The organism is Prauserella cavernicola (assembly GCF_016595675.1).
In the GTDB taxonomy this organism is placed as follows: Bacteria; Actinomycetota; Actinomycetes; order Mycobacteriales; family Pseudonocardiaceae; genus Prauserella_A; species Prauserella_A cavernicola.
In genome coordinates this window covers 283733-309300 of the sequence record NZ_JAENJH010000006.1, presented here as the reverse complement: position 1 = coordinate 309300, position 25568 = coordinate 283733, and the positions used below count along the sequence as shown (strand labels likewise).

General features: G+C 70.7%; 26 protein-coding genes and 1 pseudogene. 11 read left to right on the top strand and 16 right to left on the bottom strand.

What is annotated here, in order from left to right; translation table 11 throughout:
* Positions 1-3: 3 nt before the first annotated feature.
* Together JHE00_RS23830 and JHE00_RS23825 are read right to left on the bottom strand one after the other, a co-directional pair.
* Positions 4-1284 (bottom strand): SLC13 family permease, encoded by a 1281-nt coding sequence (locus JHE00_RS23830; protein ID WP_200321892.1) that lies wholly within the window; start codon positions 1282-1284, stop codon positions 4-6.
* Between the two features lie 19 nt (positions 1285-1303).
* Positions 1304-2494: a CaiB/BaiF CoA transferase family protein gene (locus tag JHE00_RS23825; protein ID WP_200321890.1), complete on the bottom strand. Its 1191-nt coding sequence runs from the start codon at positions 2492-2494 to the stop codon at positions 1304-1306.
* A gap of 121 nt (positions 2495-2615) precedes the next feature.
* On the opposite strand from JHE00_RS23825, the gene JHE00_RS23820 reads away from it, so the two are divergent.
* Entirely contained in the window at positions 2616-3509 is an 894-nt protein-coding gene (locus JHE00_RS23820; RefSeq protein WP_200321888.1) for a LysR family transcriptional regulator, read from the top strand.
* Here the strand turns inward: JHE00_RS23820 and JHE00_RS36145 are convergent.
* Together JHE00_RS36145 and JHE00_RS36140 are read right to left on the bottom strand one after the other, a co-directional pair.
* Positions 3463-3717, bottom strand: a complete 255-nt coding sequence (locus JHE00_RS36145; protein ID WP_372440491.1) for a WCX domain-containing protein — start codon at positions 3715-3717, stop codon at positions 3463-3465. The genes JHE00_RS23820 and JHE00_RS36145 overlap by 47 nt on opposite strands.
* A 61-nt stretch (positions 3718-3778) precedes the next feature.
* A pseudogene (locus JHE00_RS36140) lies at positions 3779-3850 on the bottom strand (hypothetical protein); the annotation flags it as partial.
* A 179-nt stretch (positions 3851-4029) separates the two neighbouring features.
* On the opposite strand from JHE00_RS36140, the gene JHE00_RS23810 reads away from it, so the two are divergent.
* Positions 4030-4701 (top strand): GntR family transcriptional regulator, encoded by a 672-nt coding sequence (locus tag JHE00_RS23810; protein WP_200321886.1) that lies wholly within the window; start codon positions 4030-4032, stop codon positions 4699-4701.
* Positions 4702-4710: 9 nt separating this feature from the next.
* Here the strand turns inward: JHE00_RS23810 and JHE00_RS23805 are convergent, their stop codons facing one another.
* On the bottom strand, positions 4711-5883 hold the full coding sequence (locus JHE00_RS23805; RefSeq protein ID WP_200321884.1) for an L-talarate/galactarate dehydratase: 1173 nt from the start codon (positions 5881-5883) through the stop codon (positions 4711-4713).
* Between the two features lie 99 nt (positions 5884-5982).
* Here JHE00_RS23805 and JHE00_RS23800 point away from each other — a divergent pair, with 99 nt between their 5' ends.
* From JHE00_RS23800 to JHE00_RS23780, 5 genes are all read left to right on the top strand, one after another.
* Entirely contained in the window at positions 5983-7053 is a 1071-nt protein-coding gene (locus tag JHE00_RS23800; RefSeq protein WP_200321882.1) for an Ldh family oxidoreductase, read from the top strand.
* A gap of 79 nt (positions 7054-7132) precedes the next feature.
* A complete protein-coding gene (locus JHE00_RS23795; RefSeq protein ID WP_200321880.1) occupies positions 7133-8473 on the top strand; it encodes a CitMHS family transporter in 1341 nt (446 codons plus the stop codon).
* A gap of 68 nt (positions 8474-8541) precedes the next feature.
* Entirely contained in the window at positions 8542-9300 is a 759-nt protein-coding gene (locus tag JHE00_RS23790; RefSeq protein WP_200321878.1) for a MerR family transcriptional regulator, read from the top strand.
* A gap of 75 nt (positions 9301-9375) precedes the next feature.
* Positions 9376-10089 (top strand): GOLPH3/VPS74 family protein, encoded by a 714-nt coding sequence (locus JHE00_RS23785; RefSeq protein ID WP_200321876.1) that lies wholly within the window; start codon positions 9376-9378, stop codon positions 10087-10089.
* A 35-nt stretch (positions 10090-10124) separates the two neighbouring features.
* A complete protein-coding gene (locus tag JHE00_RS23780) occupies positions 10125-11960 on the top strand; it encodes a carboxylesterase/lipase family protein (RefSeq protein ID WP_200321874.1) in 1836 nt (611 codons plus the stop codon).
* 36 nt (positions 11961-11996) lie between these two features.
* On the opposite strand, the gene JHE00_RS23775 is transcribed toward JHE00_RS23780, so the two are convergent.
* Entirely contained in the window at positions 11997-12431 is a 435-nt protein-coding gene (locus JHE00_RS23775) for a MarR family winged helix-turn-helix transcriptional regulator (RefSeq protein ID WP_200321872.1), read from the bottom strand.
* 80 nt (positions 12432-12511) lie between these two features.
* On the opposite strand from JHE00_RS23775, the gene JHE00_RS23770 reads away from it, so the two are divergent.
* Positions 12512-13939, top strand: coding sequence for an MFS transporter (locus JHE00_RS23770; RefSeq protein ID WP_200321870.1), 1428 nt, complete (start codon positions 12512-12514; stop codon positions 13937-13939).
* A gap of 29 nt (positions 13940-13968) precedes the next feature.
* Here JHE00_RS23770 and JHE00_RS23765 read toward each other — a convergent pair whose 3' ends face one another.
* Positions 13969-14691, bottom strand: coding sequence for a helix-turn-helix domain-containing protein (locus JHE00_RS23765; RefSeq protein WP_200321868.1), 723 nt, complete (start codon positions 14689-14691; stop codon positions 13969-13971).
* Between the two features lie 261 nt (positions 14692-14952).
* Here JHE00_RS23765 and JHE00_RS23760 point away from each other — a divergent pair, with 261 nt between their 5' ends.
* Entirely contained in the window at positions 14953-16119 is a 1167-nt protein-coding gene (locus JHE00_RS23760; RefSeq protein ID WP_200321866.1) for a macrolide family glycosyltransferase, read from the top strand.
* A 187-nt stretch (positions 16120-16306) separates the two neighbouring features.
* Here JHE00_RS23760 and JHE00_RS23755 read toward each other — a convergent pair whose 3' ends face one another.
* Positions 16307-17434 carry a S1C family serine protease gene (locus tag JHE00_RS23755; RefSeq protein ID WP_200321864.1) on the bottom strand — a complete coding sequence of 376 codons (1128 nt, stop codon included), beginning with the start codon at positions 17432-17434 and terminating at the stop codon, positions 16307-16309.
* Positions 17435-17523: 89 nt separating this feature from the next.
* On the bottom strand, positions 17524-17682 hold the full coding sequence (locus tag JHE00_RS23750) for a hypothetical protein (protein ID WP_200321862.1): 159 nt from the start codon (positions 17680-17682) through the stop codon (positions 17524-17526).
* A 378-nt stretch (positions 17683-18060) separates the two neighbouring features.
* Between JHE00_RS23750 and JHE00_RS23745 the strand changes: the two genes are divergently transcribed.
* A complete protein-coding gene (locus JHE00_RS23745; protein WP_200321860.1) occupies positions 18061-18417 on the top strand; it encodes a hypothetical protein in 357 nt (118 codons plus the stop codon).
* Between the two features lie 138 nt (positions 18418-18555).
* On the opposite strand, the gene fgd is transcribed toward JHE00_RS23745, so the two are convergent.
* The 5 genes from fgd to JHE00_RS23720 form a co-directional block, all read right to left on the bottom strand.
* Positions 18556-19560, bottom strand: coding sequence for a glucose-6-phosphate dehydrogenase (coenzyme-F420) (gene fgd / locus JHE00_RS23740; protein ID WP_200321858.1), 1005 nt, complete (start codon positions 19558-19560; stop codon positions 18556-18558).
* A gap of 76 nt (positions 19561-19636) precedes the next feature.
* The gene (locus tag JHE00_RS23735) at positions 19637-20401 is read right to left on the bottom strand and encodes an enoyl-CoA hydratase/isomerase family protein (protein WP_230424823.1); all 765 of its coding nucleotides are present in this window, start codon (positions 20399-20401) and stop codon (positions 19637-19639) included.
* 20 nt (positions 20402-20421) lie between these two features.
* Positions 20422-21168: an SDR family NAD(P)-dependent oxidoreductase gene (locus JHE00_RS23730; protein ID WP_200321856.1), complete on the bottom strand. Its 747-nt coding sequence runs from the start codon at positions 21166-21168 to the stop codon at positions 20422-20424.
* Entirely contained in the window at positions 21161-21571 is a 411-nt protein-coding gene (locus JHE00_RS23725; protein WP_200321854.1) for a nuclear transport factor 2 family protein, read from the bottom strand. Before JHE00_RS23725 ends, JHE00_RS23730 begins: the two co-directional genes overlap by 8 nt.
* On the bottom strand, positions 21568-22611 hold the full coding sequence (locus JHE00_RS23720; protein ID WP_200321852.1) for an LLM class flavin-dependent oxidoreductase: 1044 nt from the start codon (positions 22609-22611) through the stop codon (positions 21568-21570). Before JHE00_RS23720 ends, JHE00_RS23725 begins: the two co-directional genes overlap by 4 nt.
* Before the next feature lie 149 nt (positions 22612-22760).
* Here JHE00_RS23720 and JHE00_RS23715 point away from each other — a divergent pair, with 149 nt between their 5' ends.
* Complete coding sequence (locus JHE00_RS23715) at positions 22761-23555, top strand: amidohydrolase family protein (protein WP_200321850.1); 795 nt, start codon at positions 22761-22763, stop codon at positions 23553-23555.
* 6 nt (positions 23556-23561) lie between these two features.
* On the opposite strand, the gene JHE00_RS23710 is transcribed toward JHE00_RS23715, so the two are convergent.
* Both JHE00_RS23710 and JHE00_RS23705 read right to left on the bottom strand, forming a co-directional pair.
* On the bottom strand, positions 23562-24305 hold the full coding sequence (locus JHE00_RS23710; protein ID WP_200321848.1) for a FadR/GntR family transcriptional regulator: 744 nt from the start codon (positions 24303-24305) through the stop codon (positions 23562-23564).
* Positions 24306-24357: 52 nt separating this feature from the next.
* The gene (locus JHE00_RS23705) at positions 24358-25521 is read right to left on the bottom strand and encodes an acyl-CoA dehydrogenase family protein (protein WP_200321846.1); all 1164 of its coding nucleotides are present in this window, start codon (positions 25519-25521) and stop codon (positions 24358-24360) included.
* Between the last annotated feature and the right edge of the window lie 47 nt (positions 25522-25568).

Below are 25568 nucleotides of genomic sequence, written 5' to 3'. Positions count from 1 at the left end.
CGATCACCACCAGCCGAAGGCCAGCCAGGCCAGAGCGGGTGCGACGGCGATCGAGATCAGCCCGTAGGTGAGCAGCTGCCGGAACAGGCGCGGCCGGGCCTCCGGTTCGGCCGCGCCGAGGATCAGGCCGCCGGTGATGCCGAGCGGGTTGATGTCGACCAGCACCGAGGCCAGTGCGATGGCGAGCACCCCGCCGACCGGCGAGACACCGGCCTCGACCAACGGCGGCAGCAGCGGCATGGCCGTGACGAACACCGCGATGGAGCTGGCGGCGAACGAGGTGATGCCAGCGATGTAGCACAGCACCAGCAGGCTCAGCGCCGCCGAGCCGTCGACCCGCAGCAGGTCGCCGATCTGCTCGAACGCGCCCAGGTCCTGCATCAGGCCGACGTAAGTGAGCAGGCCGCCGATCAGCAGGACCACCGACCACGGAATCTTCGACACCACTGCACCGGGCTCCAGCCGCAGCACCAACTGCAGGAGCAGGGCCGCGGTCACGCCGAGGTAGCCGATGTTCATCTCGAACCCGACCGAGAGCACCACCACGGTGAGCAGGCACAGCACGGTGAGAACGCGGCCCCGGCGGGTGCTCGCGCGCGCGGTCGTGGCCGTGGCGGCGCCGGGCCCCGTGCCGACGGGCGGGTCGTCCTCTGTGGACACGGCCCGGCCGCGGGGAACGGCGCCGGTCCGCAACCCGACGAGCAGACACACCAGCGACACGACCAGCCCGGTCAGCACGCCGCCGATCAGGAAGGTCACCGGCGCCGAAGCGGGCAGCTCGATGCCGAAGCGGGAGCTGAGCTGGCGCGCGGTCACGCCGTAGACGGCGAGCGGTGAGAGCAGCCCGCTGATGATGCCGGTGACGCCGAGAACGGCCGCCACGAAGAGCGAGATTCCGTACCGTGCGGCCAGTCCCAGAGCGATCGGGGCGACGATCGCGGTCGCCGCCGCGGGCAGCGTGCCGACCGCGGTCAGCACCGCCCCGATCACGAACGGCACCAGTGGCACCAGCGCGAGCCGCCCACCGACCAGTCGCAGCAGCAGATCGAGCAGCCAGTCGAGGGTCCCGTTCAGGTGAGCCACGGCGAACAGGGCGGTGACCCCGACGATCAGGACGAAGAAGTCGGCGGGGAAGAACCCGGTCACCTCGTCGGCGGGCACCCCGGCCGCCAGGCCCACGACGAACGCCGCGGCCAATGCGCCGAGCCCGAGGTCGAACGCGGGTATCAGGGTGGCCGCGAAGAGTGCGACCAGGACGATGATCGACACGACTGCCATAGTCATGTGCGGCTCCTTCGAGTTCTCAGATCACGCCGCGGCGGCGCAGCTGTTCGATCTCCGGCCCGGTCAGCCCTGCGATCTTTCCCAGCAACTCGGTGGTGTGCTCGCCGAGCGCCGGTGCGCGGCCGCCCATCGTGCCCTCGAAGCCGGAGAACCGGCCCGCGGGCGCCTGCATCGTCCGGGGGCCCTGCCCGTCGCCGCCGTCGACCTCGACCACCGATCCGCGCGCGCGGATGTGCGGATCGGCCAGGATGTCGGCCGCCGAGTTGACCGGTCCCGCCGCCACTCCCGCTTCGACGAGCAGGGCCATCAACGGCTCCAGGTCGTGCGCTCCCACGAACTCGGCAACGCGCGCCTCGACCTCGTCCCGGTGCTCCAGCCGCGCGGTCATGGTGTCGTGCACGGCGAGATCGGGTGCGTCCATGACCGCGACCAGCCGCCGCCACATCTGCTCGGTCGAGGCGGGCAGGGCGAGCCAGCGGCCGTCGCGGGTCCGGTACAGGTTGTTGGGGCTGATGTGCGGGTTCTGGTTGCCCTGGCGTTCCCGGCTGTGGCCGGTCGCGCCGTACTCGACGACGAAGTCCTCCATCATGCGCAGCAGCGGCTCGTAGAGCGGAATGTCGGCCAGCTGGGCCTCGCCGGTGCGGTCCCGCTGGCGCAGGGCGAGCATCGCCGCGAACGCCGCGTAGATGCCGGTGACGCCGTCGGCGACGGGATAGCCGGCGAAGATCGGTGGCCGCTGCGGGTCGCCCGTGCGGTAGGTCAGCCCGGCGAAGGCCTCGGCCACGCGGGCGAAGCCGGGCCGCTCGGCGTAGGGGCCGACGCGGCCGAACGCGCTGACGTGCACCATCACCAGATCCGGCCGGTAGGCCAGCAGGTCGTCGAAGTCGATACGGAAGCGGCGCAGCGTCGCGGGCCGGAAGTTGGTCACCACGACGTCGGCGGTCGCGGCCAGCCGTCCCACGAGAGCGGCGGCCTCCGGCGCGTGCAGGTCGATCGTGACGCTCTGCTTGGTGCGACCGAGCATCGCCCAGGCCGCGGAGACGCCGTCGTCCTCCAGTGGCGGATAGCGTCGCGCCGGGTCGCCCTCGCCCGGCTGCTCGATCTTGATCACCTCGGCGCCGAACTCGCCGAGCAGCGAGGACGCCAACGGACCGGCCAGGATCGTCGATACGTCCAGGACGCGCACCCCGCTCAGTGGACCACCGGACACCAGGTATTCCTTTCACCGTGAGACGTCGTTGTCAGCCGGCACAGCATGTCCTGCTTGCCGAGCGGGAAGGAAGAAGCGATCGGAGCTTACGGGTGAAAGGTTTTGCCTTTATGTTGTTCCGATGCGTGTGGAGCGGGTCCGCTACTTCCTGGCCGCCATCGAGACCGGATCGCTACGTGCGGCCGCGGCCCGCTGCGAGGTCAGCCAGCCGACCGTGGGCCAGCAGATCGCCCTGCTGGAGGAGGAGCTCGACGTGGTGCTGCTGACGCGCAGCAGGCACGGCGTGCGGCCGACGGCGGCTGGCCAGGCACTGCTCGGGCAGCTGCGGGCGCTGGTCACGGCGGAGGAACAACTGCGCGAGTCGGCCATGGCGGCCGGGGGCGCCTATCACGGCACCGTGCGGATCGGGGCGGTCTCGGTGACCGCCGAGACGATCGTGGCGCCGGTCGTGGGCAGACTGCGCAAGCAGCACGCCGGCCTGCGGTTCAGCGTCCGAGAGGGAGGCTCCGCCGAGGTCGAGCGCGCCGTCCTCGACGGTGAACTGGACTTCGCGGTGGTCACCGTGCCGATCAGCGCCGCCGCGTCGGGCCTGCACCGGGTGCCGCTCGTCTCGGCGCCGATGGGGATCTACGCGCGCGCAGACCATCCGCTCGCCGGGCGCGAGCACCTGTCCTGGCGCGATCTGGAGACCTGGCCGATCGTCACCATGCGGAAGGGCACCACGCTCTGGGAGTTCTTACACCGCAACGTGTCCAGCCCCGACATCGTGGTGGAGGCGATGTCGGCCAGGACACTCAAGGTGATGGTCGCCGAAAGCGCCGGTCTCGGCATCCTCGCGCAGTTCAGGACCTCGTCGGACATCCCGGATCTGGTGTGGATTCCGCTGCGCGACGCGGACCCGGTGCAGATCTGTCTCACCCACCGGCAGAACACGCAACCCTCACGAGCCGCGCACATCGTCCGTCAGCTCATCCGGGCGAAGGCGGACGAGCTGGCCGCGGCGCCAGGCCGGTAGCGATGGCGGACTCGTCGTAGCGGTTCGCGATCGCGAGCGCGCGGCGGTGGAGAACGGCGCGCAAGGACTGAGGGGCGAGTGCTTCCGCGTCGATCCCGAGCTGCCACAGCGCCCATTCGGCATGTTTCGAATCCTGGTAGGTCAGCTCCAGCCGACGCCATCCGTCCGCGTCGACCCCCTCGGCGCGGACGGCGACCGCGGTGTTCACCCTCGACGGCCAGCATCCTCGACAACCGATAGGTCCGGTCCGCTCCTGACTTGGTGGCCGGCAGGTAGGCGCGGTCACGAACGGTGACCGGTCCGATCGGGTCCACCGTGCGCCACTGCGGCTCCTTGCCCACGGCCGCGTAGCGGGTGCGCACCTTGTGTCCGGTGAGCACGTAGCCGCGCAGGCGGAACCGGAGAGCGTCCCATTCGGACTCGAACAGGACGGGCCGGCCGCCCGTCCCGGTCCGGCCAGCGCCCCGGGCCGGACGATAGGCTTCACCGGTCACGGATCACGCCCCGCGAGGAGGAACCTATGGCAGACGCCGCCGCTGCCGACAAGAATCCTCGGAAATCGGCGAACGAGGTGCTGGAGGCGCTCCGGACCAAGATCGTCTACGGCGGCCTGGCTCCCGACACCCGGATCAACATCGACGCGATCGCGCGCGAGCTCGAGGTCTCGGCGACGCCGGTGCGCGACGCCCTCCAGCGGCTGGAGCCGGAGAACCTCGTCGTCTACGCACCCGGCCGCGGCTACGCGACCGCCCCGCTGCTGGACATGGCAGGTTTGCGGGCGTTGTACGACTTCCGGCTGCTGGTGGAGCCGTGGGCGGCGCGAACGGTGGCGGGCGATGCCCTGTCGAATCCGGCACCGAGCCTGTTCGTCGAGGTGGACCGGCTGGCCGAGCTCGCGAGTCGCGAGCCGGTCGCCACCCTCGAGCTCGTCCGCCATGACCAGCGGTTTCACGATCTCGTCGTGGCGGCGACCGGGAACACGTTCGCGACCGACGCCTACCGGCACACGAACTGCCACATGCACGTGTACCGCTTGTACGGCGACCGCGTGTCACCGAACGCGACGCTGGCCGAGCACCGGGAGATCGCCGACGCGATGGCGGCGAAGGACGGTGCTCGGGCCTCGGAGGCGATGATCACGCACATCACCAACTCCTTCCGCCGCTACGTGGCGTCGACGACGCCGCACTAGCGGCGATCCTCACGCGGGCGCGGTCACCTCGGTGCTCGCCCTCGTCCACCTCGACCGCGCGTCGGCGTCGAGCTCGAGTCCGAGTCCCTGCGCGTCCGGTACCCGCATGTGCCCGTTCGCGATTCGGACGCTGTCGCCGAACAACGGCTGGAGCCACTCGATGTGCTCGACCCAGACGGGCCCCGAGAACGCGGCCGCCAATGGCAGGTGGAGCTCCATGACGAAGTGCGGGGCGAGACCGCGGCGCGCGTGGCGCGTGCGCACCATCGTGTCGAGAAACGGCGTCACTCCCCCGATCCGGGGAGCGTCCGGCTGCAGGAATCCCACCGCGCCGTGCTCCAGCAGGTCGTGGAGTTCCGCGGCGCTCGACAGCATCTCGCCCGTGGCCACCGGCGTCCGGTGGGCCGTGGCCAGCGCCGCGTGTCCCTCCGTGTCCGAGGCGGCCAACGGCTCCTCGATCCAGGTCAGGTCGAACTCCTCCAGATCGCGGAACATCCGGTGCGCCTGCGGGAGATCCCACTGCTGGTTCGCGTCGACCATGAGCGGGAGCTCGGCGCCGAACTTCTCCCGCACCGCCGCGACCCGCTCAAGGTCGACCCGCCGATCCGGGTGCCCGACCTTGAGCTTGATCCCGCCGATGCCCGCGGCGAGTGACCGCTCGGCGCTGTCGAGCAGCTGCGCGATCGGGACGTTGAGGTAGCCGCCCGAGGTGTTGTAGCACGGCACGGCGTCACGATGACTGCCGAGCAGCTTCGCCAGCGGCAGGCCCGCGGTGCGCGCCTTGAGGTCCCACAACGCCGTGTCGAGGGCCGCGATCGCCTGGACACCGAGCCCCGACGAGCCGGTGGACGCGGTCAGCCACGCCAGCTTGTCCCAGATCCGGGTGACATCGGCCGGGTCGTCGCCGATCAGTGCCGGCGCGAGCTCGACAGCGTGGGCGAACTGAGCCGGTCCACCGGTTCGCAGGGCGTAGCTGAAGCCCGTTCCCCGCTGCCCCGCCGCCGTCCGTATCTCGGCGACCAGCAGCACCACCTCGGTCAACGGACGCTGCCGTCCGGTGTAGACCTTCGCGTCGCTCAGTGGCGCGGTCAGCGGAACCGCGATCGACGAGAGGGCGATGTGGTCGATCTGGTCCCTGCTCGCCGAGGGCCTGTCCTGGGTCGTGGCATCCGACTGCGTCACGAATCCTCCTTGAGTTCGCCGTCAACATCAAGTATGAATACCGGAAATCCTATGTCAATATCAGTGATCGTATAGGATCACGTCAGAGAGGACGTCTTCATGGCCAGCCGCGCACCGGGTACGTCCGAGCGATACGACGCCGAGGAGCTGCGCGCCTACGCACGCCGAACACTCGAGCGCGTCGGCATCGACGCCGAGCTGGCGAGCCCCATGGCGGATCGCCTGCTCGACGGAGACCTGCTCGGCCACCGGAGCCACGGCCTCTGGTTCCTGAGCACCTATCTGCGGCGGATCAGCGACGGGCACATCCGGGGCTCGGGCGAGATCGAGGTGGTGCACGCTTCGGCGGCGAGCGCGAGCTGGCGGGCCCACCGGCTCCCCGGCGCCTGGGTGATGGACGAGGCGACCCGGCTGATCCTGAAGCAGATCACCAGCGAGCCGGTCGTCACCGTCACCATCGCCGACTGCTCCCACATCGGGTGTCTGCAGAGCTTCCTCCTGCCGTTCACCGACCGGGGCCTGCTCGCCATCCTCACCGCCACGAACCCTGGAGTCGCCTCGGTCGCCGCCCCCGGCGGTTCGCGGCCGGTCATCACGACCAACCCGATCGCCATGGGAATCCCGACGCGGTCGGAGCCGATCCTCGTCGACCAGTGCACCTCGGTCGCCAGCAACGCGCTCTTCGAGTCCTACGCCGAGCGCGGCGAGCGGCTTCCGGGGCAGTGGCTGCTGGACGCCACCGGCCGGCCGACGGACGACCCGCAGGTGCTGCGGCAGGATCCGCCCGGAACGATCCAGTCCCTGGGCCAGGCTGACTTCGGCTACAAGGGGTTCGGATTCGGCCTCATGTCCGAAGCGCTGTCGCTGGCACTTCCCGGCTACGGCAGGCGGGACAACCCGGACCGCCACGGCCAGGGCGTCTTCCTCCAGGTCATCGACCCGGGCCGGTTCGCGGGCACCGACGACTACTTCGACGAGCTGGACCACCTGGTGGGCTCGATCCGGGCCGACCCCGGTGTCGGCGGCGAGGGCGTGCGCCTACCCGGCGAACGAGCACTGCGGTCCCGCGCGGAGCAACTGGCGGACGGCATCGCCCTGCACCCCGACACCCCCGGCCGGCTGCGGCCGTGGTCCGACGAGCTCGGCGTGCCGTTCCCGCGACCCCGGTGAGCGCCGGCGGTCGAGTCGTCCCCAGCCGGCCGCACGCGCGACCCCGGCCGAACACATCGCGGTGTGAGGAGCAGCAGGCGTGATCTCAGTAGTCGGATTCATCCTCGTCGGAACGATCGTGGCGCTGCTACTTTTCCGCGCGGTATCTCCCATCGCGGCGTTCGCGACCCTGCCGGTGATCGCCGCACTGGCGCTCGGGTTCTCGTTCGACGACCTGTCGACGATGGCCTCGGACGGCATCTCCGGTGTGGCGCAGACGGCCTTTCTGTTCATCTTCGCGATTCTCTTCTTCGGCCTCATGCGCGATCGCGGTCTCTTCGACCCCCTGGTCCGGGCCGCGCTGAAACGCACGGCCGACCGTCCGGTCCGGGTCACGGTCGCGACCGTGTTCGTCGCCGCGGTCGCGCATCTCGACGGCCTCGGGGCGGCGACCTTCCTGCTCACCATCCCGGCATTCCTGCCCATCTACAAACGCATGGGGATGAGCCCGCTCAACCTGGTGATGCTCGTCGGCCTCGCGGCGGGGGTGATCAACATCGTGCCCTGGGCAGGCACCACCGTCCGGGCCGCCGCCGCGATCGGGGTCGACGCGATCGAACTCTGGCGGCCGCTCATCCCGATTCAACTGTTCGGTCTGGCGGTGGTCTTCGGCATCGCCGTCGTGGTGGGCCTGCGCGAGAAGGCGAAGATCCGCAGGGCCGCAACGGATTCGGTGCCGGTGCCGGCCGGTGCCGCGCCGGTCCACGGTTCGACCACCGACCACGAGCCTGCCGAGATCGAGCGGCCGGGCGCGCTCAGTGTGCGTAGCTGGCGGTACTGGGCCAACGTCGTGCTGACGCTGGCCACCATCACGGCGCTGATCACCCAGCTGCTCCCGTTCCACCTCTGTTTCGCCGTCGCGCTCGGCATCGGACTGGTGCTGAACTACCGCCGAGCGGCCGATCAGGACCACAGCATCGCGACCCACGCGAAGGACGCGCTCGCGATGGGCGCGCTCATCGTCACGGTGGGAATGTTCCTCGGCGTGATGAACGGAACCGGGATGCTCGAGCAGATGGGCGATGTCCTGGTCTCGGCGGTGCCCACGCAGGCGGGTTCGGTACTGCACGTCATCGTCGGCGCATTGGGCGTTCCGCTGGGAATGATCTTCGGCCCAGATCCCTACTATTTCGGAATCCTGCCGCTCATCCAGGAACTCGTCGGCTCGCACGGCGTCGGCGCGGACTCCGTCGCACGAGCGATGCTGATCGGCGAGAACACCGGATTCGCCGTCAGCCCGGTCGTGCCGACCGTCTATCTCGCGCTGGGGCTGGCCAACCTCGAACTCGGCAGGCACATCCGCCACTCGTTCCTGTGGTTCTGGGGCCTGTCGCTGGCGATGCTCGCCGCATCGGTCGCGACGGGCGCGGTCGGTTTCTAGCGCCACGTCGTTGCCGGGAACATGGTCACCACGCAGCCTGTTACGGGTGACTGGAGGAAGGAACAGACGTGGCCTGGAGTACACGCGAGCTCGCCGACCTGGCCGGGACGACGGTGAACACGATCCGGCACTATCACCGGCTCGGTCTGCTGGCCGAGCCCGAGCGCCGGTACAACGGGTACAAGCAGTACGGCGTGGGCGACCTCGTGCGGCTCCTCCGGATTCGTCGACTCGCCCTGCTGGGTGTGCCGTTGTCGCAGATCGGTGACGTCGGAGCGGGGACGGAGGACAACAGTGCGCAGGCGCTACGCGACGTGGACGCCCAGCTCGTCGACGGGATCGAGCGGCTGCAGCGCGCCAGGGCCAGCATCGCCGCCATCCTGCGCGACGGGGCACCGATCGACACACCCGAGGGGTTCGAGTCGGTCGCGGCACGGCTGTCCGAAGCCGACAGTTCCATGGTCCACATCTACTCCCGGCTCTACGACGAGAAAGCCATGTCGGACCTGCACAGCATCGTGCGAGCCGACGCGGACTCCGACGGCCTCGGCGATGCCTTGAACGCGCTGGCTCCCGACGCGGACGAGGCGACCAGGCAGCGCCTCGCGGAGCGGCTCGCGCCCGCGCTCGCCCGCAACATCGCCGACTACCCCTGGCTGCGTGACCCGACGGCGCACCTGGCCAACAGCGAGCCCGTCACGCGGCGGACGTTCATCGAAGCGCTGGTCGAGCTGTACAGCCCCGCCCAACTCGACGTGCTCGCCCGCGCCAGCGTCCTGGTCGGCGATCAGTCGTCCGAGGACGACACGCCACAGTCCTCCCCGTGACGTGACCGTGTTCCGACAACACTGCGTTGACTCGGTTGCACCACACCAACACCAGCACGACAAGGAGCTCCGATCGTGAACACCACCTCGCCCGAGCCACCCGGCGACGGCGAAGAGCAGGCCGGTGACCCCTCGCTGGCCGAGGACCTGCTGCTGTTGTTGTTCCAGCCCGCGTCCGGAACGATCGCCGGAGAGAACACGCTCTTCTATCCCCTCGCCGGCGCCGTGCTGAGCGACCTGGGGCTGGCGGGCCGGCTCACCGCCGACGGGACGAACGAGAAGGCCGAGGCCGTCGGCGAGGCCCCGCCCGCCGACGAACTCCTGCGCTCCGCCTGGACCTACGCCGCCGAGAAGCCCCGAAGCGTCCAGACCGTGCTCGCCGCGATCGGACCGCGGCTTCGGGCTCCGCTGCTGGACCGGCTGATCGCCCGCGGCGACATCAGGCAGGTGAAGAAGAAGGCGTTCGGGCTGTTCAACACCACCGCGCTGGTCGAGGGAACCACCGGCCGCCGGGCCGCGCTGCTGGAGAGCGTGCGCGCCGTCCTCGTCGACGGCGGCGAACCGACCGCGCGCGTCGGCGCCCTCGTGGCCCTGCTGTCGGCGAGCGGAACCCTGCCCCAGTTCGACCCGCACATCCCCTGGTCGACCCCGGTGATCACCCGCGCGAAGCAGCTGGAACAGGGTGACTGGGGAGCCGGTGCCGCGGCCGAGGCCGTGACCCGCACGATGACCGCGATCATCGCCAACAACGTCATCGCCGCGGCCACCACTCAGGCACCGAACCGGTAGCGGCGTTGGGCACAGCTCGGCAGCAGCCATCCGAAGTGGACGAACGGTCAGGATTCGCGACGTCGCTTCGACGCTGGCTGCCGCTGCTGGCCCTGGCGGTCGCCGCGGGCGTGCTCGCGTGGCTCAACCGCAGCCCCTGGTGGGGTTGGGCGCTCGTCGTCGGGTTACTTGCCGCTGTCGGCGGAGCCAGACGCTGGTGGCGGCACAAGCGCGCGCTGATCCGCGTCGGGGCGTGGCTGGTCGCCGGGGTGGTCGTCTGCGCCACGGCCGTCGTCGCCCACCCGTCCCCGCGGACCAGGGCCGCCGGAGGCGACGACCCGCGGCTCTCGGGGCCCGTCCCCACGCGGGAGGGCCCCGTCCGGGGCGTGCTCAACGACGACCGCACCGTCGAGACCTTCGCGGGCGTGCCCTACGCGCAGGCTCCCGTGGGAGACCTGCGCTGGCGCGCGCCCCAGCCCCCGCGCCCACGCGGTGAGACGTTCACCGCCGACCGCTTCTCCGAGGTTCCGGTCCAGGGCACCCCGTCGTTCTTCACCCGGGCGCTCTCGCAGGTCGTCGACGTGCCGCTGGAGGCCACGTTCCTCAACCCGTACCCGGTGAGCGAGGACAGCCTCACCGTCAACATCTGGCGCAGCACGACGCCCACCTCGCGGCGGCTGCCCGTGCTGGTCTACATCCCGGGCGGCGGCTTCGCGACGGGATCCGGCGCGCTGCCCCTGTACGACGGCGAGGCTCTCGCCTCCCGCGGCGAGGCGATCACGATCACTCTCAACTACCGGCTCGGTGTGCTCGGCTTCCTCTCCCATCCCGAGCTGGCCGCCGAGTCCGGATACGACGCGTCGGGCAACTACGGGATCCTCGACCAGATCGCCGCGCTGCGGTGGGTGCGCGACAACATCGCGTCGTTCGGCGGTGATCCGGACCGGGTGACGGTCGCAGGCGAGTCGGCGGGCGGCGAGAGCGTCTGCGTACTCGGCGCGACACGGCTCGCCGAGGACGTCGTCGACGGCCTCATCGCGGGCAGCGGCGCGTGCATGGGCACCACCGGCGACGCCGGGCAGGGCGACCAGACCGACACCAGAGACGTGGCGGAGCGCGCCGGAGAGCGCCTGGCCGAGCGGCTCGGCGGTGTCACGCCGGACGAGATGCGCGACCTGCCCGTCGACCGCATCCTCGACGCCGCCGACGACCTGGGCGCGCACTGGCGCCCGTCGGTCGACGGCCACGTGCTCGAGCGCTCACCGGCGGAGAGCTACGCCGCCGGCGAGCAGCTGGACGTGCCCACGCTGGTCGGCAGCAACGCCGACGAGTCCTCACTCTCGCTCGCGAGTCCGCCGGACACCGACGTCGAGGAGTATCGGAGGTTCGTCCACGAGACCTACGGCGACGACGCGGGGCGCTATCTGCGCCTGTATCCGGGCGACACGCCGGATCAGGTGCTCGAGTCACGGCTGCGGGCACAGACCGACAGCGTGATGACCCGCGCGATGCTGCGCTGGGCCCGACTGCAGACGGCCACCGGCGAGGAAGACGCCTACCTGTACTTCTTCTCGCACGTCCCGCCCGAGAGCGGACTCGAACAGTACGGCGCGTACCACGGCGCCGAGGTGGCCTACGCCTTCGACAACCTCGGCGCCGACAGCGACGCCGACTACGGAGAGGCCGACTACCGGCTGCGTGATCGGATGAGCGCGTACTGGCTCAACTTCGTGCGCACCGGGGACCCGAACGGCCCCGGCCTGCCGAACTGGGCGACGGTCGGCCAGGCGCCCGAGCGGGTGATGGAGTTCGGCGGTGGCAACGCCATGACACCTCGCCCGCGCGCGGAGGCCGTCGACTTCTGGCTCGACTACGCCGGACCGCTCCCCTGACCATCCACACCGGACGGTCTGTTCGGATCGTCGGGGTCAGCCCTGGTTGGCGCGTTCGGCCAGCGCCTCAAGCGCGGGCAGTGCCTCGATCACCGATGCGGCGACACCGTCGTCAAGGTCTTCCATCAGGCTCGCGACCCGCTCGGCCCGGCGGCTCCGGATCCGGTCGCTGTGCTCCCGCCCGGCGGGTGTGCTCTCGACGACCGCGGTGCGCTGGTCGCCGGTGCCCTGCGCTCGGGTGACGAGGCCCTGACCGGCGAGTTTGGCGATGATGCGGGACAGCATCGTCGGATTCATTCCCTCGAGCGCCACGAGCTGGGTCATCGACACCGAACCTCGTGCGGAGACGATGTTGAGCACCGAGGCCTGTGCGGGCGTGAATCCCTCCGCGGTGGCGGCCTCGTTGAGCAGGCGTCCAACCCTGGCGATGGCCCGGCGGAGACGCGCCAGTGTCTCGGCGTCCAGCTCCACGTGACCTCCCTCATTTGATTGCCTATCGGCAAGCAACTACTATGGTGTTCAGCAGACACCACAGAGAGTAGGTCGCCCACGTGCCACGCCAGAGAGCACCCGAGGCCCCCCACAGTCCGCTCTCCGTCGACGTGGCCGACCCTCCCGCCCCGACCGGGCGTCGGCGGGTCGTGTTCGCGGTGGTCTCGCTCGCCCTGCTGATGGGCTCCATCGACCAGACGGCCGTGGCCACCGCCCTGCCCGCGCTGCAGGCCGACCTCGGCGCCGCGCTGTCCTGGGCGGGCTGGACCGTGACGGTCTACATGGTCGGCCAGATCATCGCGCTCCCCCTGGCCGGGCGGCTCAGCGACCAGTTCGGCCGTCGCCGGGTGTTTTTGACCGCGGTCGCCGCGTTCACCGTCGCCTCGGTGCTCAGCGGCCTGGCTCCCTCGATCGAGACGCTGGTGGGAAGCAGACTGCTCCAGGGACTGGCGGCCGGAGCCTTTCTGCCGTCGGCCACCGGCATCGTGTCCGACCTGTTCGGCGCCGACCGCGACCGGGCGATCGCGTCCTTCACCAGCATCTTCCCGATCGGCGCGATCATCGGGCCGACGGTGGGCGGAATCCTCGTCACCTCCGTGGGCTGGCGGGGGATCTTCCTCGTCAACGTCCCGGTCGGGCTCGCCGTGTTCGTGGCCGCCTGGTTCCTGATCCCCCGTTCGTCGCCCCGCGCCGACGAACGGGTCGACGGCATCGGCATCGTCCTGCTGGTGGCCATGCTGCTCGGCGGGATGGTCGCGATCAGCGTGACCGGATCCGAGCTCGCCCCGAGCACCGAACTGCTCGTCGCGCTCTGCGCCGGGACGATCGCCGTCGTCTCGGCGGCCATCCTGCTGCACCACCTCCGCCGGGCCGCACATCCCCTGGTGCCGCTGCAACTCCTGCGGGGAAAGACCTTCACCACCCTCAACATCGTCAACTTCATGTTCGGAGTCGCCGCGCTGGGCCAGGCATCGCTGGTCCCCTGGTTCGCCATCACCCGCTACGGCATGGACCCGCTGCTGGCCGGCGGGCTGCTCACGTTCCGGGCGCTCGGAATGATCTCCGCCTCGATGCTCAGCGTGGCGGTGATCCGCAGGATCGGCTACCGGCCGTTGCTGATCACCGGGTCGGCGTTCATCGTCGCCGGGCTGCTGGTCCTCGCACTGCCCGCACCGGACATCGTGCCCGCACCGGTCTGGATCGCGGTCTCCACGGCACTGACCGGCATCGGCATGGGGCTGGGGGCACCCGCCTCGGGCAACGCCGGACTGCACCTGGCCCCACAGCACGTCTCCGCCGTATCAGGCCTGCGCGGAATGTTCCGTCAGTCCGGCGGGATCGCGGGCATCACCGTCCTGACGGCCGTGGTGTCCAGCAGCGCGGACCCCGTCGGCACCCAGGCGATCGGCTACGTCGTACTCGCCGCGATCCTCCTGCTCACCATTCCGCTGATGCTGCGGTTGCCCAACCTGACCGGGCGGTGGTGACGCCGCTCAGCTGAGGTGGTCGAGCGCGATCAGCTCTGCGTGTTCGTCAACGCACTCGCGCGAGCGAGCACCGCGAGCTGGGCGGCGTTGAACAGCTCGGCGAACGCGGGGCCGATCGCGTTCCGGGCGAGATCCCGGCTCCGCATTGCGGCGCGCCCGGGGTCCGCCATCCACGGGAACCGCGCGTGGCTGCGCCGGATCGACTCCGCCATCCGGCCCGCCATGGCCTCGATCGTCTCGTCGTCGGCGTCCGCGGGCAGGACGGAGAAGTCGTCGTCGACCTCCGGGTCGGTGGGCTCTTCCAGCAGCTGACGGAGATCGTCGAGCGCGTCGTCCGTGAACGCCCCGGACAACACGGTCAGCACGCCCCGGTCGCGCTCCGACAGTCCTTTGGCGACCGAACCGAAGGGCCCCGGGGTTTCCAGCGGCGCCCGGTGCTCGCGGACGACCGCGAGCTCCGCGCGGATCCGTTGCAGGCGCTCGATCGTGACCGCCAGCTCGTCGTCGAGAGCGTCGATGGCATCGTCGGACTGTTCGCCGACCGTGCCCAGTTCCCGAATCTGGCCGAGTGACAGGCCGAGGTCGGTGAGCCTCTTGATCTGCAGCAGCCGGACGAGGTGCGCGGTCTGGTACTGCTTGTACCCGTTGGGCGCTCGTTCGGGCAGCTCGAGCAGGCCCATCCGGTGATAGTGGCGCACGGTCTTGATGGTGGTGTCGGCGAGGTCGGCGAGCTGTCGCGTACTCCAGGCCATGCTCAGGTCCCCCATCCTGTCGCGCATCATCATGCCCGCCGACCGAACGGGTTCAACACTAGCCGCCCCGCGCCCACGGCAAGACGCACCCTCAGCGTCCGGCGAGCGTGGTGGAGCGCCACCTTCACCACGACCGGCCGGAGTTGCCCCATCGAACTCCGTGCCCAGTCCTTCGGGTGCTTCCGCCGCCGGAGACTCGCTCGGGCCCGCGGCCGCTGGCTAGCCTGGCGAGGCCTTGAGGAGGGGATCATCCTGAGCAGCGTGTTCGTCGTCGCCGCGCCCGCGGCCGGTCATGTCACCGTCACACTCCCCCTGGTGCGGGAGCTGACCCGGCGCGGTACCGGGGTCACTTACGCGACCGGGCCCGAGCAGCTCGACGCGACGGTGGAGGCCGGTGCGCGCGGGGTCGAGCTGCCGTGGACGCTCGACGCCGGCTGGCTCTCCAGCGAGGAGTTCAGCACCACCACGTTCGTGGACTTCCTCGACGGCCTGCTCACCTCCGCCGCGCCGCACCTGGACCGGCTCGTCGAGCAGGCGCAGGCGGCCGACGCCGGGGTGGTGTGCTTCGACGCGACCGTCGCACCCATTGGTGTGGCGCTCGCGCAGCGGCTGGGGGTGCCTGCCGTGTCGGTGACCGGGAGCATGGCCGTGAACGAGCACCTCCCGCTGGACCGGTTGCTACCGCCGGACTTCCGGCCGGACAACGAGGCACTCCTGCGCTACGCGGGCCACCTCGCGCAGTTCTCCGCCGACCAGGGGCTCGACGCTCCGCTGCTGCCGATGGCCCAGCCGGAGTTGCCGCTGAGACTCGTGTTCCTCCCGGCCGCGTTCCAGATCGCGGCGCACACGTTCGACCCGACGTGGCGGTTCGTCGGGCCCACGCTCGCTCCGCGGGTGCGGGAGCCCGTGCGCGACGACCGGCCGCTGCTCGTCGTGTCGCTCGGTTCGGCGTTCACCGACCGCCCCGACCTGTTCCGCGCGTGTGCCGACGCCTTCGCGGGCTCGTCGTGGCGCGTGGTCATGGCCACGGGGCGGACCCCGCTCGACGAGCTGGGTCCGCTGCCGGACAACGTCGAGGCGACGCCGTGGATCTCGCAGCAGGAGCTACTGGGTCAGGCCACCGCGTTCGTCTCCCACGCGGGCACCACCGCGATCATGGAGGCTTTCTCACTCGGCGTGCCGCTGATCATGCTGCCGCAGGTCTCCGAGCATTTCCTCAACGCCGACCGCGTCACCGAACTCGGCCTCGGCGCCACGCTCGATCCCGCGGATCTCGTCCCCGGCACCCTGCGCGACGCCGTCGAGCACCTGGCCAAGGACACCGCGGTGCGCGAGCGCCTCGCGTGGATGGCCGCCGAGATCGCCGCTGCCGGTGGTGCGAGCGAGGCAGCCGACGCCGTGCTCTCGCTGATCGACGCGCACAGCTGAGTCGCAGGGGGCGACGCTCGTCGCAGAAGCCCCGGCCCGGAAACGATCCCCGGTTCATCCGGGACGGGGCCTCCGCTCCCCACCCCCGCCTGGGTCAACACCCACCGGCAAGGGTCCGCCCACACCGCGGAGGCGACCACGGCCGAAAGACCCGGAATCCGTGGCCGATTCTGACGAGCCGGGGCACTCAGCCTCCGGGTAGCTCGCCGAGCACGACGTCGACGGTCTGCTCGGCGCCGGATCGCTGGTAGGTCACGGTCACCTTGTCGCCCGGTTGTTGCTGGGCAAGGAAAGTGGTCAGGTCGGCGACCGACGTGATGTTCGTGCGGTTGATCGCGACGATCGTGTCGTCCCGCCGCAGCCCAGCCTCGGCCGCGGGCCCGCCGCGCACCACCGCGACGATGGCGGCGCCCGTGGGCGCTCCGTTGTCGTTGACGACGGTGGACACGGTGACGCCGAGAGCGGCGCGATGTGAATGGATGACCTTGCCGTTGGCGATGATCTGATCGGCGATCGAGGTCACCGTGCTGCTCGGGATCGCGAACCCGATACCGACCGCCGAGCCGCCGATCTGCTCGTCCACGGCCGCAAGCGTGGGAATGCCGACGACCTTGCCCGCGAGGTCCACCAGCGCTCCGCCGCTGTTGCCCGGATTGATCGCCGCACTGGTCTGGATCGTGTTCGGGATCGTCGGCCCCGGCCCGCCGCCCTGAGCCGGCTCCGTCACCGTGCGACCGGTAGCGGAGACGATTCCCTCGGTGACGCTGCTGGACAACCCGAGCGGGCTTCCCATCGCGAGGACGATGTCTCCCACGCGCAACTGTTGCGAGTCGCCGAACGTGGCGGGCCGCAGCGAGGTGTCGCCGGACACCTTGATCACGGCCAGGTCGTCCGGGGGCGACGCCGCCACGAGTGTCGCGTTCAGCGGCGCGCTGCTGTGGGCGGTCCGCACCGTGAACCGTGTCTGGTCGCCGACGACGTGCGCGTTGGTGACGATGTGGCCGGAATCGTCGTACACCACGCCGGAGCCCAGCCCCTGGCCCGTCTCGATCTGCACCACCGACGGCAGCACGCGGTTCACCGTGTTCACGTAGGCGCTCTGGAGGCCGTTCGCCGACGGCGGGGGCGCAGGCCGGGCCGTCGCCGACGGAGCTGACGCCGACGGGGCCGGTGTCGACGGAGCCGGTCTGCTCGACGTGCCACGCTCGGTGGTAGGAGCCTGTTCCGGCGCCGTATTGGTACAGCCCGACGCCACCAGTGCCACGATCGCGACACCGCCGAAGATCGACCTGCCGAGCCGTCGGCTCGTCCGCATAACGCGCACGCTAGCCAGCACCGAGGCATGAGGTCAGAGTCTTTGTGCCCAGCCGTGCCGATTTTCTCGGCCCGTCCCGGCGATACCGGTCAGCGAGCGTCCGGCAGGTCGTCGGGTTCCGCCGCGGCCACACTGGCCGCCACCACCGCGACCGCCACCACGAGGGTCAACGCCTCGGTGGTCGCGGAGAGTTGTCCGCGGCGCGGCACACCCGCGGCAGCACGGCGAGCACCCCTCCCCCGGTCCATCGCCGCCCCTGCCGGAGCTCCCGCCTCGGGCGGATCCGTTCCCGCGCGTGAAACGTGTCACTGATCTCCTGCTGTGCCCGACACCGTCGCAGCGCGACGTGCTCGGTGTCCAGGTAGCCGGCGTTCGCTCACTCGACACAGCTCGTCAGCGCCGTCGAGCACGCTGCCGAGGCGGCCGTCGCGGGTGCCGTGGCTCGCCTCGTACCACAATGGAATGTCCTGCCGTCCGGTCAGCGCCGGGTTCGGGTGGACAGTAGCTTGTGGACCGAACGACCCACACACTCGCCAGTTGCGCCGGGCTACGGTGCTCCTCGTCCGCCGGAGAAGTACGTCCGGTGAATGGTCAACCGTTCGATCCTGAACCAAGGGGGCATCCGCATGAACGTCCGAAAGCGACTGGCCGCGAGCGCCGCCGTGGCGATGACCGCCACCGGCATCGCGCTGGCGACGGCCACGCCCGCATCCGCGGCATTCACCTGCCACGTCGAGAACAGCATCAAGAAGATCTGCAACAACGGTTTCTCGGCCGGACAGTGGGCGAACAACATCCAGACCATCAAGGTCTACAACGCCTTCAACTTCGACGCCTACTTCCGCGTGGAATCCCAGGGTGGCGGAAGTGATCTCGTCTGCATCCCATCCGGTAAGTCGCGCACCTACGACCGGGGGACGGTCCAGGTGGGAACGTCCTACTCCGCGGGCAAGCTCGGCTGGGCGCTGCCCGCACCCTGCTGACAGACGACGCGCCACAGGACGCCGCCGGCCCTCGCACGGGCCGGCGGCTCGTGGTGCAGCAGCAGCGCGCTCTGGCACGAGACGAGAGTGCCGGCCGGAAGGACCGGCCGGCACTCTCGGACGCGCGATCGAGGCGGGCTACGCGAGCTGGCGGAGCCTGGGCAGCACGTCCTCGGAGAACTGGGTCAGGAACCGCTCCTGGTCGTGGCCGGGACCGTGGAACACCAGGTGGTTCAGCCCCGCGTCCAGATAGGGCTTGATCTGCGCGACCGCCTCGTCCGGGTCGGAGGCGACGATCCAGCGCTTCGCCACCTGCTCGATCGGCAGCTCGTCGGCGAGGCGCTCCATCTCCTCGGCCGAGTCGACCGTGTGCTTCTGCTCCGGGGTCAGCGACAACGGCGCCCAGAACCGGCAGTTCTCCAACGCGACGTCCGCGTCCCGGTCGTAGGAGAGCTTGATCTCGATGGTGCGGTCGATCGAGCCCGGATCGCGGGACTCCTTCTCGGCGCCCTCGGTCACCGCGGGCATGAGCTTGTCGGTGTAGAGCTCCATCCCCTTGCCCGACGTGCAGATCATGCCCTCGCCCGCACGGCCGGCGTAACGCGCGACCTGCGGGCCGCCTGCCGCGATGTAGACCGGGACGGGCTGCTCGGGCCGGTCGTAGATCGAGGCGTTGACCAGCGTGTAGTACTCACCCTCGAAGTTCACGTTCGACTCGGTCCACAGCGCCCGCATCAGCTTGACCGACTCACGCAGCCGCGCGAAGCGCTCCTTGAACTCCGGCCACTGCATCCCGGACACGGCCACCTCGTTGAGTGCCTCTCCGGTGCCCGCGCCGAGGACCACCCGGTTGCCGGTGAGCAACGCCATCGTGGCGAACGTCTGCGCCATCACCGCGGGGTTGTACCGGAACGTCGGGGTGGTCACCGACGTCCCCACCAGCACGCGGCTGGTCCGCTCCCCCACCGCCGCCATCCAGGTCAGCGCGGACGGCGCGTGACCGCCCTCATGTCGCCACGGGAGGAAGTGGTCCGACACCCAGACACTGTCGAGGCCGACCTGCTCGGCCCGCACCGCGTATTCCACGAGGTCACGTGGCCCGAACTGCTCCGCCGAGGCCTTGTAACCGATCTTGAGGTCCATAACCATCCTTTCTACCCCGCCGACTCCAGTGTGCGGGCGGCCGTGCGTTCGGTCACATCGGCCGTCGCCGGTGACCTCACTGCGGCGGGGGAAAGGCGGGCTTGCGCTTCTCGAGGAACGCGGTGGCCCCCTCGACCATGTCCGGACTGCCGACGGCCTGGACGAGCATCCCGAGACCGGTGCTGAACGAGTCCCGCGCCGCGCTCCACCAGATGTTGGAGCTGATCTTGGTGATCTCCAGGTAGCGGGGGCTGAGCTGGGCCAGCTCAGCGCACCACCGCTCGACCGTGGGCTCCAGCTCGTCGTCGTCGACGACCGCGTTGACCAGGCCCATCCGTTCGGCCTCGTCGGCCGGGTACCGGCGGCAGAGCAGGGCCAGCTCCTTGGCCTTCTTCTCGCCGATCTGCACGCCCATGACGTTGGTCGCGCCGGTGACCGGGGAGCTGCCGACCCGAGGGCCGGTCTGCCCGAAGGTCGCGGACCGGGCGGCGATCGCCAGGTCGCAGGCCACCACCAGCTCGTTGCCGCCACCCGCGGCGGCACCGTTGACCGCGGCGATCACCGGTCGGGGGCAGGAGCGGATGGCGTCGAACATCCGCAGCGATCCCTGGTAGAGCCCGCGCATCTCCCCGACGGTGGGGGTACTGAGGTTCTGCAGCGCGCCGCCCGCGCAGAAGCTGCCCCCGGAGCCGGTGATCACCACGGCGCGCCGGTCGCTCGCGCCCTCCACGGCCTCGCTGATCGCGGCCGACATGGCCGGGTCGAAGGCGTTGCGGCGGTCCGGCCGGTTCAGCCTGATCCAGAGCACGTCCGCGCGGTCCTCCAGGACGATGTCCGGCATGGGTGTCCTCCTCCCGGACGTCAGGCGATGCCCTGGGCGGCCCAGCCGCCGTCGATGGGGATCACCACGCCCGTGATGTACGAGGCCAGCGGGGTGCCGAGGAAGTAGGCCAACTCGGCGATCTCCGCGGGCTGTCCGAAACGGTTCATGGGGATGCGATCGAGGAAGTCCTGCTCGTTGATCACGCCACGGCGCAGGAACTCCGAGGACAGTTCGGTGACGACCGAGCCGGGCGCGATCGCGTTCACCCGGATCCCGCGTGGGGCCCACTCCACCGCCAGCCCGCGCACCAGGCCCGCGACGCCGGCCTTGGCCGCGCCGTAGGCCGTGCGCCGGGGAAAGCCGAACAGGCCGTTGAGCGAGGACATCATCACGACGGCGCCGCCGTCGGGCATCCGCGCCGCGGCCTGCTGGGCGCCGACCATGCCGCCGGTCAGGTGCACCCGCAGCATCGCGTCCCAGTCCTCGGACGGGTAGTCCACGGACTCGCCCGCCTTGGCGTGCCCGGCGTTCGCGACGAACGCGCGCAGGCCGCCCGGTGCGGCCGCCGCGAGCTCGCACGCCGCGCCCACGTCCTCCGCCGACGCCGCGTCGCCGCCGACGCCGTGATGCCCGGTGCCCGTCCAGCTCCGCGCCGTGGCCGTCATCCGGTCCGCGTCCAGGTCGAGGCCGACGACCGCGTGCCCCGCCCCGGCGAACCGCGCGGCGATCGCCGCCCCGATCCCCTGCGCCGCACCGGTGACGACGACCGCCCCGAGCTCACTCACCGTTCACCTCCATGAGAAAGGACTGCTGCACGTCGATCGACTTCTCCCGGATCCGGACCACCCCGTCCCGCTCGCGAGCGAGCAGGTCCGCGTACTCACCGACGACCGTGAGGCCGCCGGACGCACTGCGCGACACCGCCTGGAAGTACGCGCGGGCACGCGTTGCGCCCCCGTCCGGCTCGGCCGTCACGTTCGTGACGACGTGCCTGCTCCACGTCGTGGGGCCCGCGAACACGGTGCGGTAGAAGTCCAGCACCGCGTCCCGCCCGCGATGGGCACCGTCCGCCCGGTGGAGCACCACGTCGGCGCCGAACACGTCGGCGAGCGCGGTCTCGTCGCGCTCGTCCACCGCCCTGGCGTAGCGGTACAGCGCCGCACGGACCTCCTCGATGGTGACGGTCATCCCGGCTCCCCTGACGCGGACAGGCCGGTGCGCACCGGCTGGGCCAGCACCTCGGGCAGCACGTCCCGCCCCATCCGGCGCAGGACCGCGACGGTCTCGTCCGCGTTCATCGTCGGCCACTGCGGGCGGACCAGCAGCGGGCTGACCGGCAGTGCCGTGACCGTGTCGAGCAGCTGCTCGACCACGTCGTCCGGGGTGCCCAGCACCACGTGGCCGCTGACCGCGTCGGCGAACTCGTTCTCCAGCTTCTCGGGGTCGTACAGATCCAGTCCCCGCTGGGCGTAGGTGATGTAGCGCCCCTTGGCCACGCGGGCGTACTCGGCGACCGCCGCCTCCCTGCTGTCGGCGACCATCACGTTGCGCCGCAACGGCTGGCACCCGAACTCCTTGCCCCGTTCGGCGAACAGGTCCCGCACCACCCGGTAGCGCCGCAGCACCTCGTCCACGGGCGTCTCCGGCGGCACGGCGTAGGCGTCGGCGAACCTGCCCGCCCTGCGCACCCCCGGCATCGCGTGCGCGCCGACCCAGATCGGCGGATTCGGCTTCTGTACGGGCCGGATGTGCGGCTGGACCTCGTTCAGCGTCCAGTGCCGCCCGTGGTGGGTGACGACGTCCTCGCTCCACAGCCGCGGCATCAGCTCGAGCATCTCGTCCAGCCGTGAGGCCCGCTCCCGGAAGGGGATGCCGAGGTGGTCGAACTCGTCGGACTTGTACCCGAGCCCGACGCCGAAGATCAGCCTGCCCTCGGTGACGATGTCCAGCGTCGCGATCTCCTCGGCCAGCACCACCGGGTGGTACAGCGGGCCGATCATGATCTGGGTGACCAGCTTCGTGTCCGGCCCCACGTGCGCGGCGAGCCGGGCGAGCAGCGGCACCGGCTGCAGCCAGCGCAGATCCCCGTAGAGGAAGTGCTGGCCGATCGCGATGTGGCTGAAGCCCGCCTGCTCGGCCTCGCCGACGATCCGCAGCACGTCCTGGAACTGCTGCTCCGGCGGTACCGACCGGGGTGAGTCGCTCAGCAGCAGACCGACCTGGACCATTCGCCTCGTCTCCTTCGACTCGTCGGATGCCTCGCAAGTCTCGTCCGGGAGGGGCACTCAACGCAAGGAAAAACTTATAACCATCACTACTAACTACTGCGCCTGACGTGGTACCCATGACAGGTCAGCGGCTCTTGGGAGGCAACCACATGATCATCGACGCCCACGCCCACGTCTGGCCGGACGCCATCGCCGAGCGCGCGCTGGCCGGCAACCGGCTGCCGGGGCTGTCCGCGGTGGACGACGGCAAGGCGGGCACCCTCACCGACCGGATGCGGGCCAACGGCGTGGACCGCTCGCTCGCGCTCGGCGTGTCCGGCACGGCGAAACACGTCGACGCGACGAACCGGTTCGTCGGCTCACTGGACCGCGGCCGCTTCACCCCGATGGGCACCGTCCACGTCGACCTCAGCGTCGAGGAGAACCTCGCGAGCCTGCGCGCGCACGGCATCCACGGGGTCAAGGTGCATCCGCTCTTCCAGGGCTACGGGCTGATGCACCCGCGGCTGTGGGAGCTGTTCGAGGCGTTCGGACCGGACATCCCGGTGATCACCCACGTCGGCGCGGGCGGCAGCGGGGCGGTGAACGACCTCAGCAACCCCTCGATGCTGCGCGAGATCGTCACGACCTTCCCCGACCTGCGGATAGTCGCGTGCCACTTCGGCGGCTACCACATGCTCGCCGAGGCCGAGGAGGAACTGGACGGGCTGCCGATCGTGCTGGAGACCTCCTGGCCGCCGTCGCTGGCCTCGGTGTCGCCAGAGACGGTCAGGCGGATCGTGCGCAGGCACGGCTCGGAGCGCATCGTGTTCGGCTCGGACTGGCCGATGACCGACCCGGCGGCCGAGATCGCGGCGATCCGCTCGCTCGGCCTCGGGGACGACGCCGAGCAGGACATCCTCGGCGGCAGCCTGGCCCGCGTGATGGGCCTGCCCACGGACTGAGCGGAGTCACCGCCAGTCGACGATCTCCCCCATCAGCTGCGGCTCCCGCCGCCCGACGGTGCGGACGTACTCCTCCATGTGAGCGCGCATCAGCTCCTCGGCCACGTCGGCGTCCCCGTCGATGATCGCGTCGGCGATCTCGGCGTGGGTGCGCCGGACGTGCCCGCGGCGCCGGGCCACGTACACCGAGGACGCGCGCTCGGTGAAGATGTCCTTGAGCGCGCGGGCGAACAGGTCGATGAGGCCGTTGCCCGCCATGGACATCACCTTCGCGTGGAAGGCGTTGCTCGCGGCGAGCCACTGCGCGTCGCCCTCGGCGTCGAGGCCCTCCTGCACGATCCGGCGCAGGTCGTCGTTGTCGGCCGGGTCGTGCCTGGTCGCGGCGAGCCGCGCCGCGAGCGGCTCGATGATGAGCCTGGCCTCGACGAGCTCGCTGAACCGGATCCCCTTGGCCTGAAGGAACAGCGTCATCGTGCGCCCGAACTCGCGACTGTCCACGTCCGACACGACCGGGCCGCCGCCGGGGCCCGGCTTCATCCGGATGAGCCCGTGCACCTCGAGGATCCGCAGCGCCTCACGCAGGGACGCGCGCGCCACCTGGTAGCGCTGCATCATCTCACTCTCGGGCTCGAGCGTGTCCCCCGGGCCGAGCCCGCGGGCGGCGATGTCCCTCACGATCTCGCGCGCCACCAACGACGAGACCTTCTCGCTCCGCCGCTCGGAGGCCGGCGAGGCTGCCTGATTCCTCATAATGGTGTGGATTTTAACCGCTGCTCGCCACCCGCCAGAGCACCGCCGCGCCTCAGTCCGCGAATCGCCGCACGAGTTGCTTGGCCAGTGAGTCCAGGATGACCTCCGTGGAGCCCTCGTAGATCCGCATGGGGCGGGCCTCCCGGTACAACCGCTCGATTGTCGAGCCGCGGACCAGGCCGAAGCGGCCCATGGTCTGCACCGAGCGGTCCACCACGCGCCCGGCGGTCTCGGTGGCGGCGACCTTCGCCATCGATGCCAGGTGCAGGTTCTGCCGCGGGTCCCTGGCCGCGGCGGCCGCGGCGCGGTAGGTGAGCGCGCGCGCGGACTCGATCTCCACCCAGGACGTGGCCAGCGACTCGGGCACGCCGCCGAGCCGGGAGAGCGTGGTTCCGAACAGCTCCCGGCCGGTGGCGTGCCGCACGGCCTCGCGCAGCGCGGCCTCCGCCAGCCCGACGGCCGCTCCCGCGACCGAGACCCGGAACGTGGCCAAGGTGTCCAGGACCAGCGCGAATCCCTTCCCCGGAGCACCGAGGCGATGGTCGGCGGGCACCTCGACGCCGTCGAGGAGCACGTCGCCGAGCACGTGCGGAGCGATGATCTGGTGCGGCTTCTCCACCCGGACGCCGGGAGTGTCGGCCGGGACGAGCACCAGCGAGTAGCCGGAGCCCTCCTTGCACAGCACGCTGTAGACGTCCGCGTCCCCGGCGTTGGTGATGAAGGACTTGCGTCCCCGCACGCGCAGGACTCCGTCACGTTCCTCGACGGTGCTGGTCAGGGCTTTGAGGTCCGAGCCGACGTCCGGCTCGGTCAGAGCCAGAGCGCCGACGGCCTCGAGCCGCCCGATCCGCGGCAGCCAGTGCTCGCGCAGGGCGTCGGAGCCACCACGCGCGAGCGCGAAGCTGCCGATGCCCTGCATGCCGAACATCGAGTCGAGGTGGGCACTCTCCGCGGCCAGGGCCTCACGGACGACGGTCACGGCGAGCGAGTCCACGTCGGCGAAGCGGCCACCGTAGGCGCCGGGGACGACCACGGCGGTCAGCCCGCTGGCGGCGAGCGCCCGGCGCACGTCCGGATCGAAGTCCTCGGCCTCGTCCGCCCGCGCGGCCACCGGCCGCAGGCTCTCCGCGAGCTCGCGCGCCTCGGCCTGCAGTGCCCGGTAGCACTCCGGCAGCTCGAACGGCAGCTCGTTGCCGGCCACTTCGTCGTCGACCATTTCCGCGACTCCTTCCGCGACCTCGCAGTCGCACCTATCTAGTATAA

What these genes read in the sequence shown, in the direction of transcription:
- JHE00_RS23830 (WP_200321892.1), bottom strand. Translation starts at nt 1,284, where the DNA reads ATGACTATGGCAGTCGTGTCGATCATCGTCCTGGTCGCACTCTTCGCG.
- JHE00_RS23820 (WP_200321888.1), top strand. Translation starts at nt 2,616, where the DNA reads ATGCGTGTGGAGCGGGTCCGCTACTTCCTGGCCGCCATCGAGACCGGA.
- JHE00_RS23810 (WP_200321886.1), top strand. Translation starts at nt 4,030, where the DNA reads ATGGCAGACGCCGCCGCTGCCGACAAGAATCCTCGGAAATCGGCGAAC.
- JHE00_RS23800 (WP_200321882.1), top strand. Translation starts at nt 5,983, where the DNA reads ATGGCCAGCCGCGCACCGGGTACGTCCGAGCGATACGACGCCGAGGAG.
- JHE00_RS23765 (WP_200321868.1), bottom strand. Translation starts at nt 14,691, where the DNA reads ATGGCCTGGAGTACGCGACAGCTCGCCGACCTCGCCGACACCACCATC.
- JHE00_RS23755 (WP_200321864.1), bottom strand. Translation starts at nt 17,434, where the DNA reads ATGCGGACGAGCCGACGGCTCGGCAGGTCGATCTTCGGCGGTGTCGCG.
- JHE00_RS23750 (WP_200321862.1), bottom strand. Translation starts at nt 17,682, where the DNA reads ATGGACCGGGGGAGGGGTGCTCGCCGTGCTGCCGCGGGTGTGCCGCGC.
- JHE00_RS23745 (WP_200321860.1), top strand. Translation starts at nt 18,061, where the DNA reads ATGAACGTCCGAAAGCGACTGGCCGCGAGCGCCGCCGTGGCGATGACC.
- fgd (WP_200321858.1), bottom strand. Translation starts at nt 19,560, where the DNA reads ATGGACCTCAAGATCGGTTACAAGGCCTCGGCGGAGCAGTTCGGGCCA.
- JHE00_RS23735 (WP_230424823.1), bottom strand. Translation starts at nt 20,401, where the DNA reads ATGCCGGACATCGTCCTGGAGGACCGCGCGGACGTGCTCTGGATCAGG.
- JHE00_RS23725 (WP_200321854.1), bottom strand. Translation starts at nt 21,571, where the DNA reads ATGACCGTCACCATCGAGGAGGTCCGTGCGGCGCTGTACCGCTACGCC.
- JHE00_RS23720 (WP_200321852.1), bottom strand. Translation starts at nt 22,611, where the DNA reads ATGGTCCAGGTCGGTCTGCTGCTGAGCGACTCACCCCGGTCGGTACCG.
- JHE00_RS23715 (WP_200321850.1), top strand. Translation starts at nt 22,761, where the DNA reads ATGATCATCGACGCCCACGCCCACGTCTGGCCGGACGCCATCGCCGAG.
- JHE00_RS23710 (WP_200321848.1), bottom strand. Translation starts at nt 24,305, where the DNA reads ATGAGGAATCAGGCAGCCTCGCCGGCCTCCGAGCGGCGGAGCGAGAAG.
- JHE00_RS23705 (WP_200321846.1), bottom strand. Translation starts at nt 25,521, where the DNA reads ATGGTCGACGACGAAGTGGCCGGCAACGAGCTGCCGTTCGAGCTGCCG.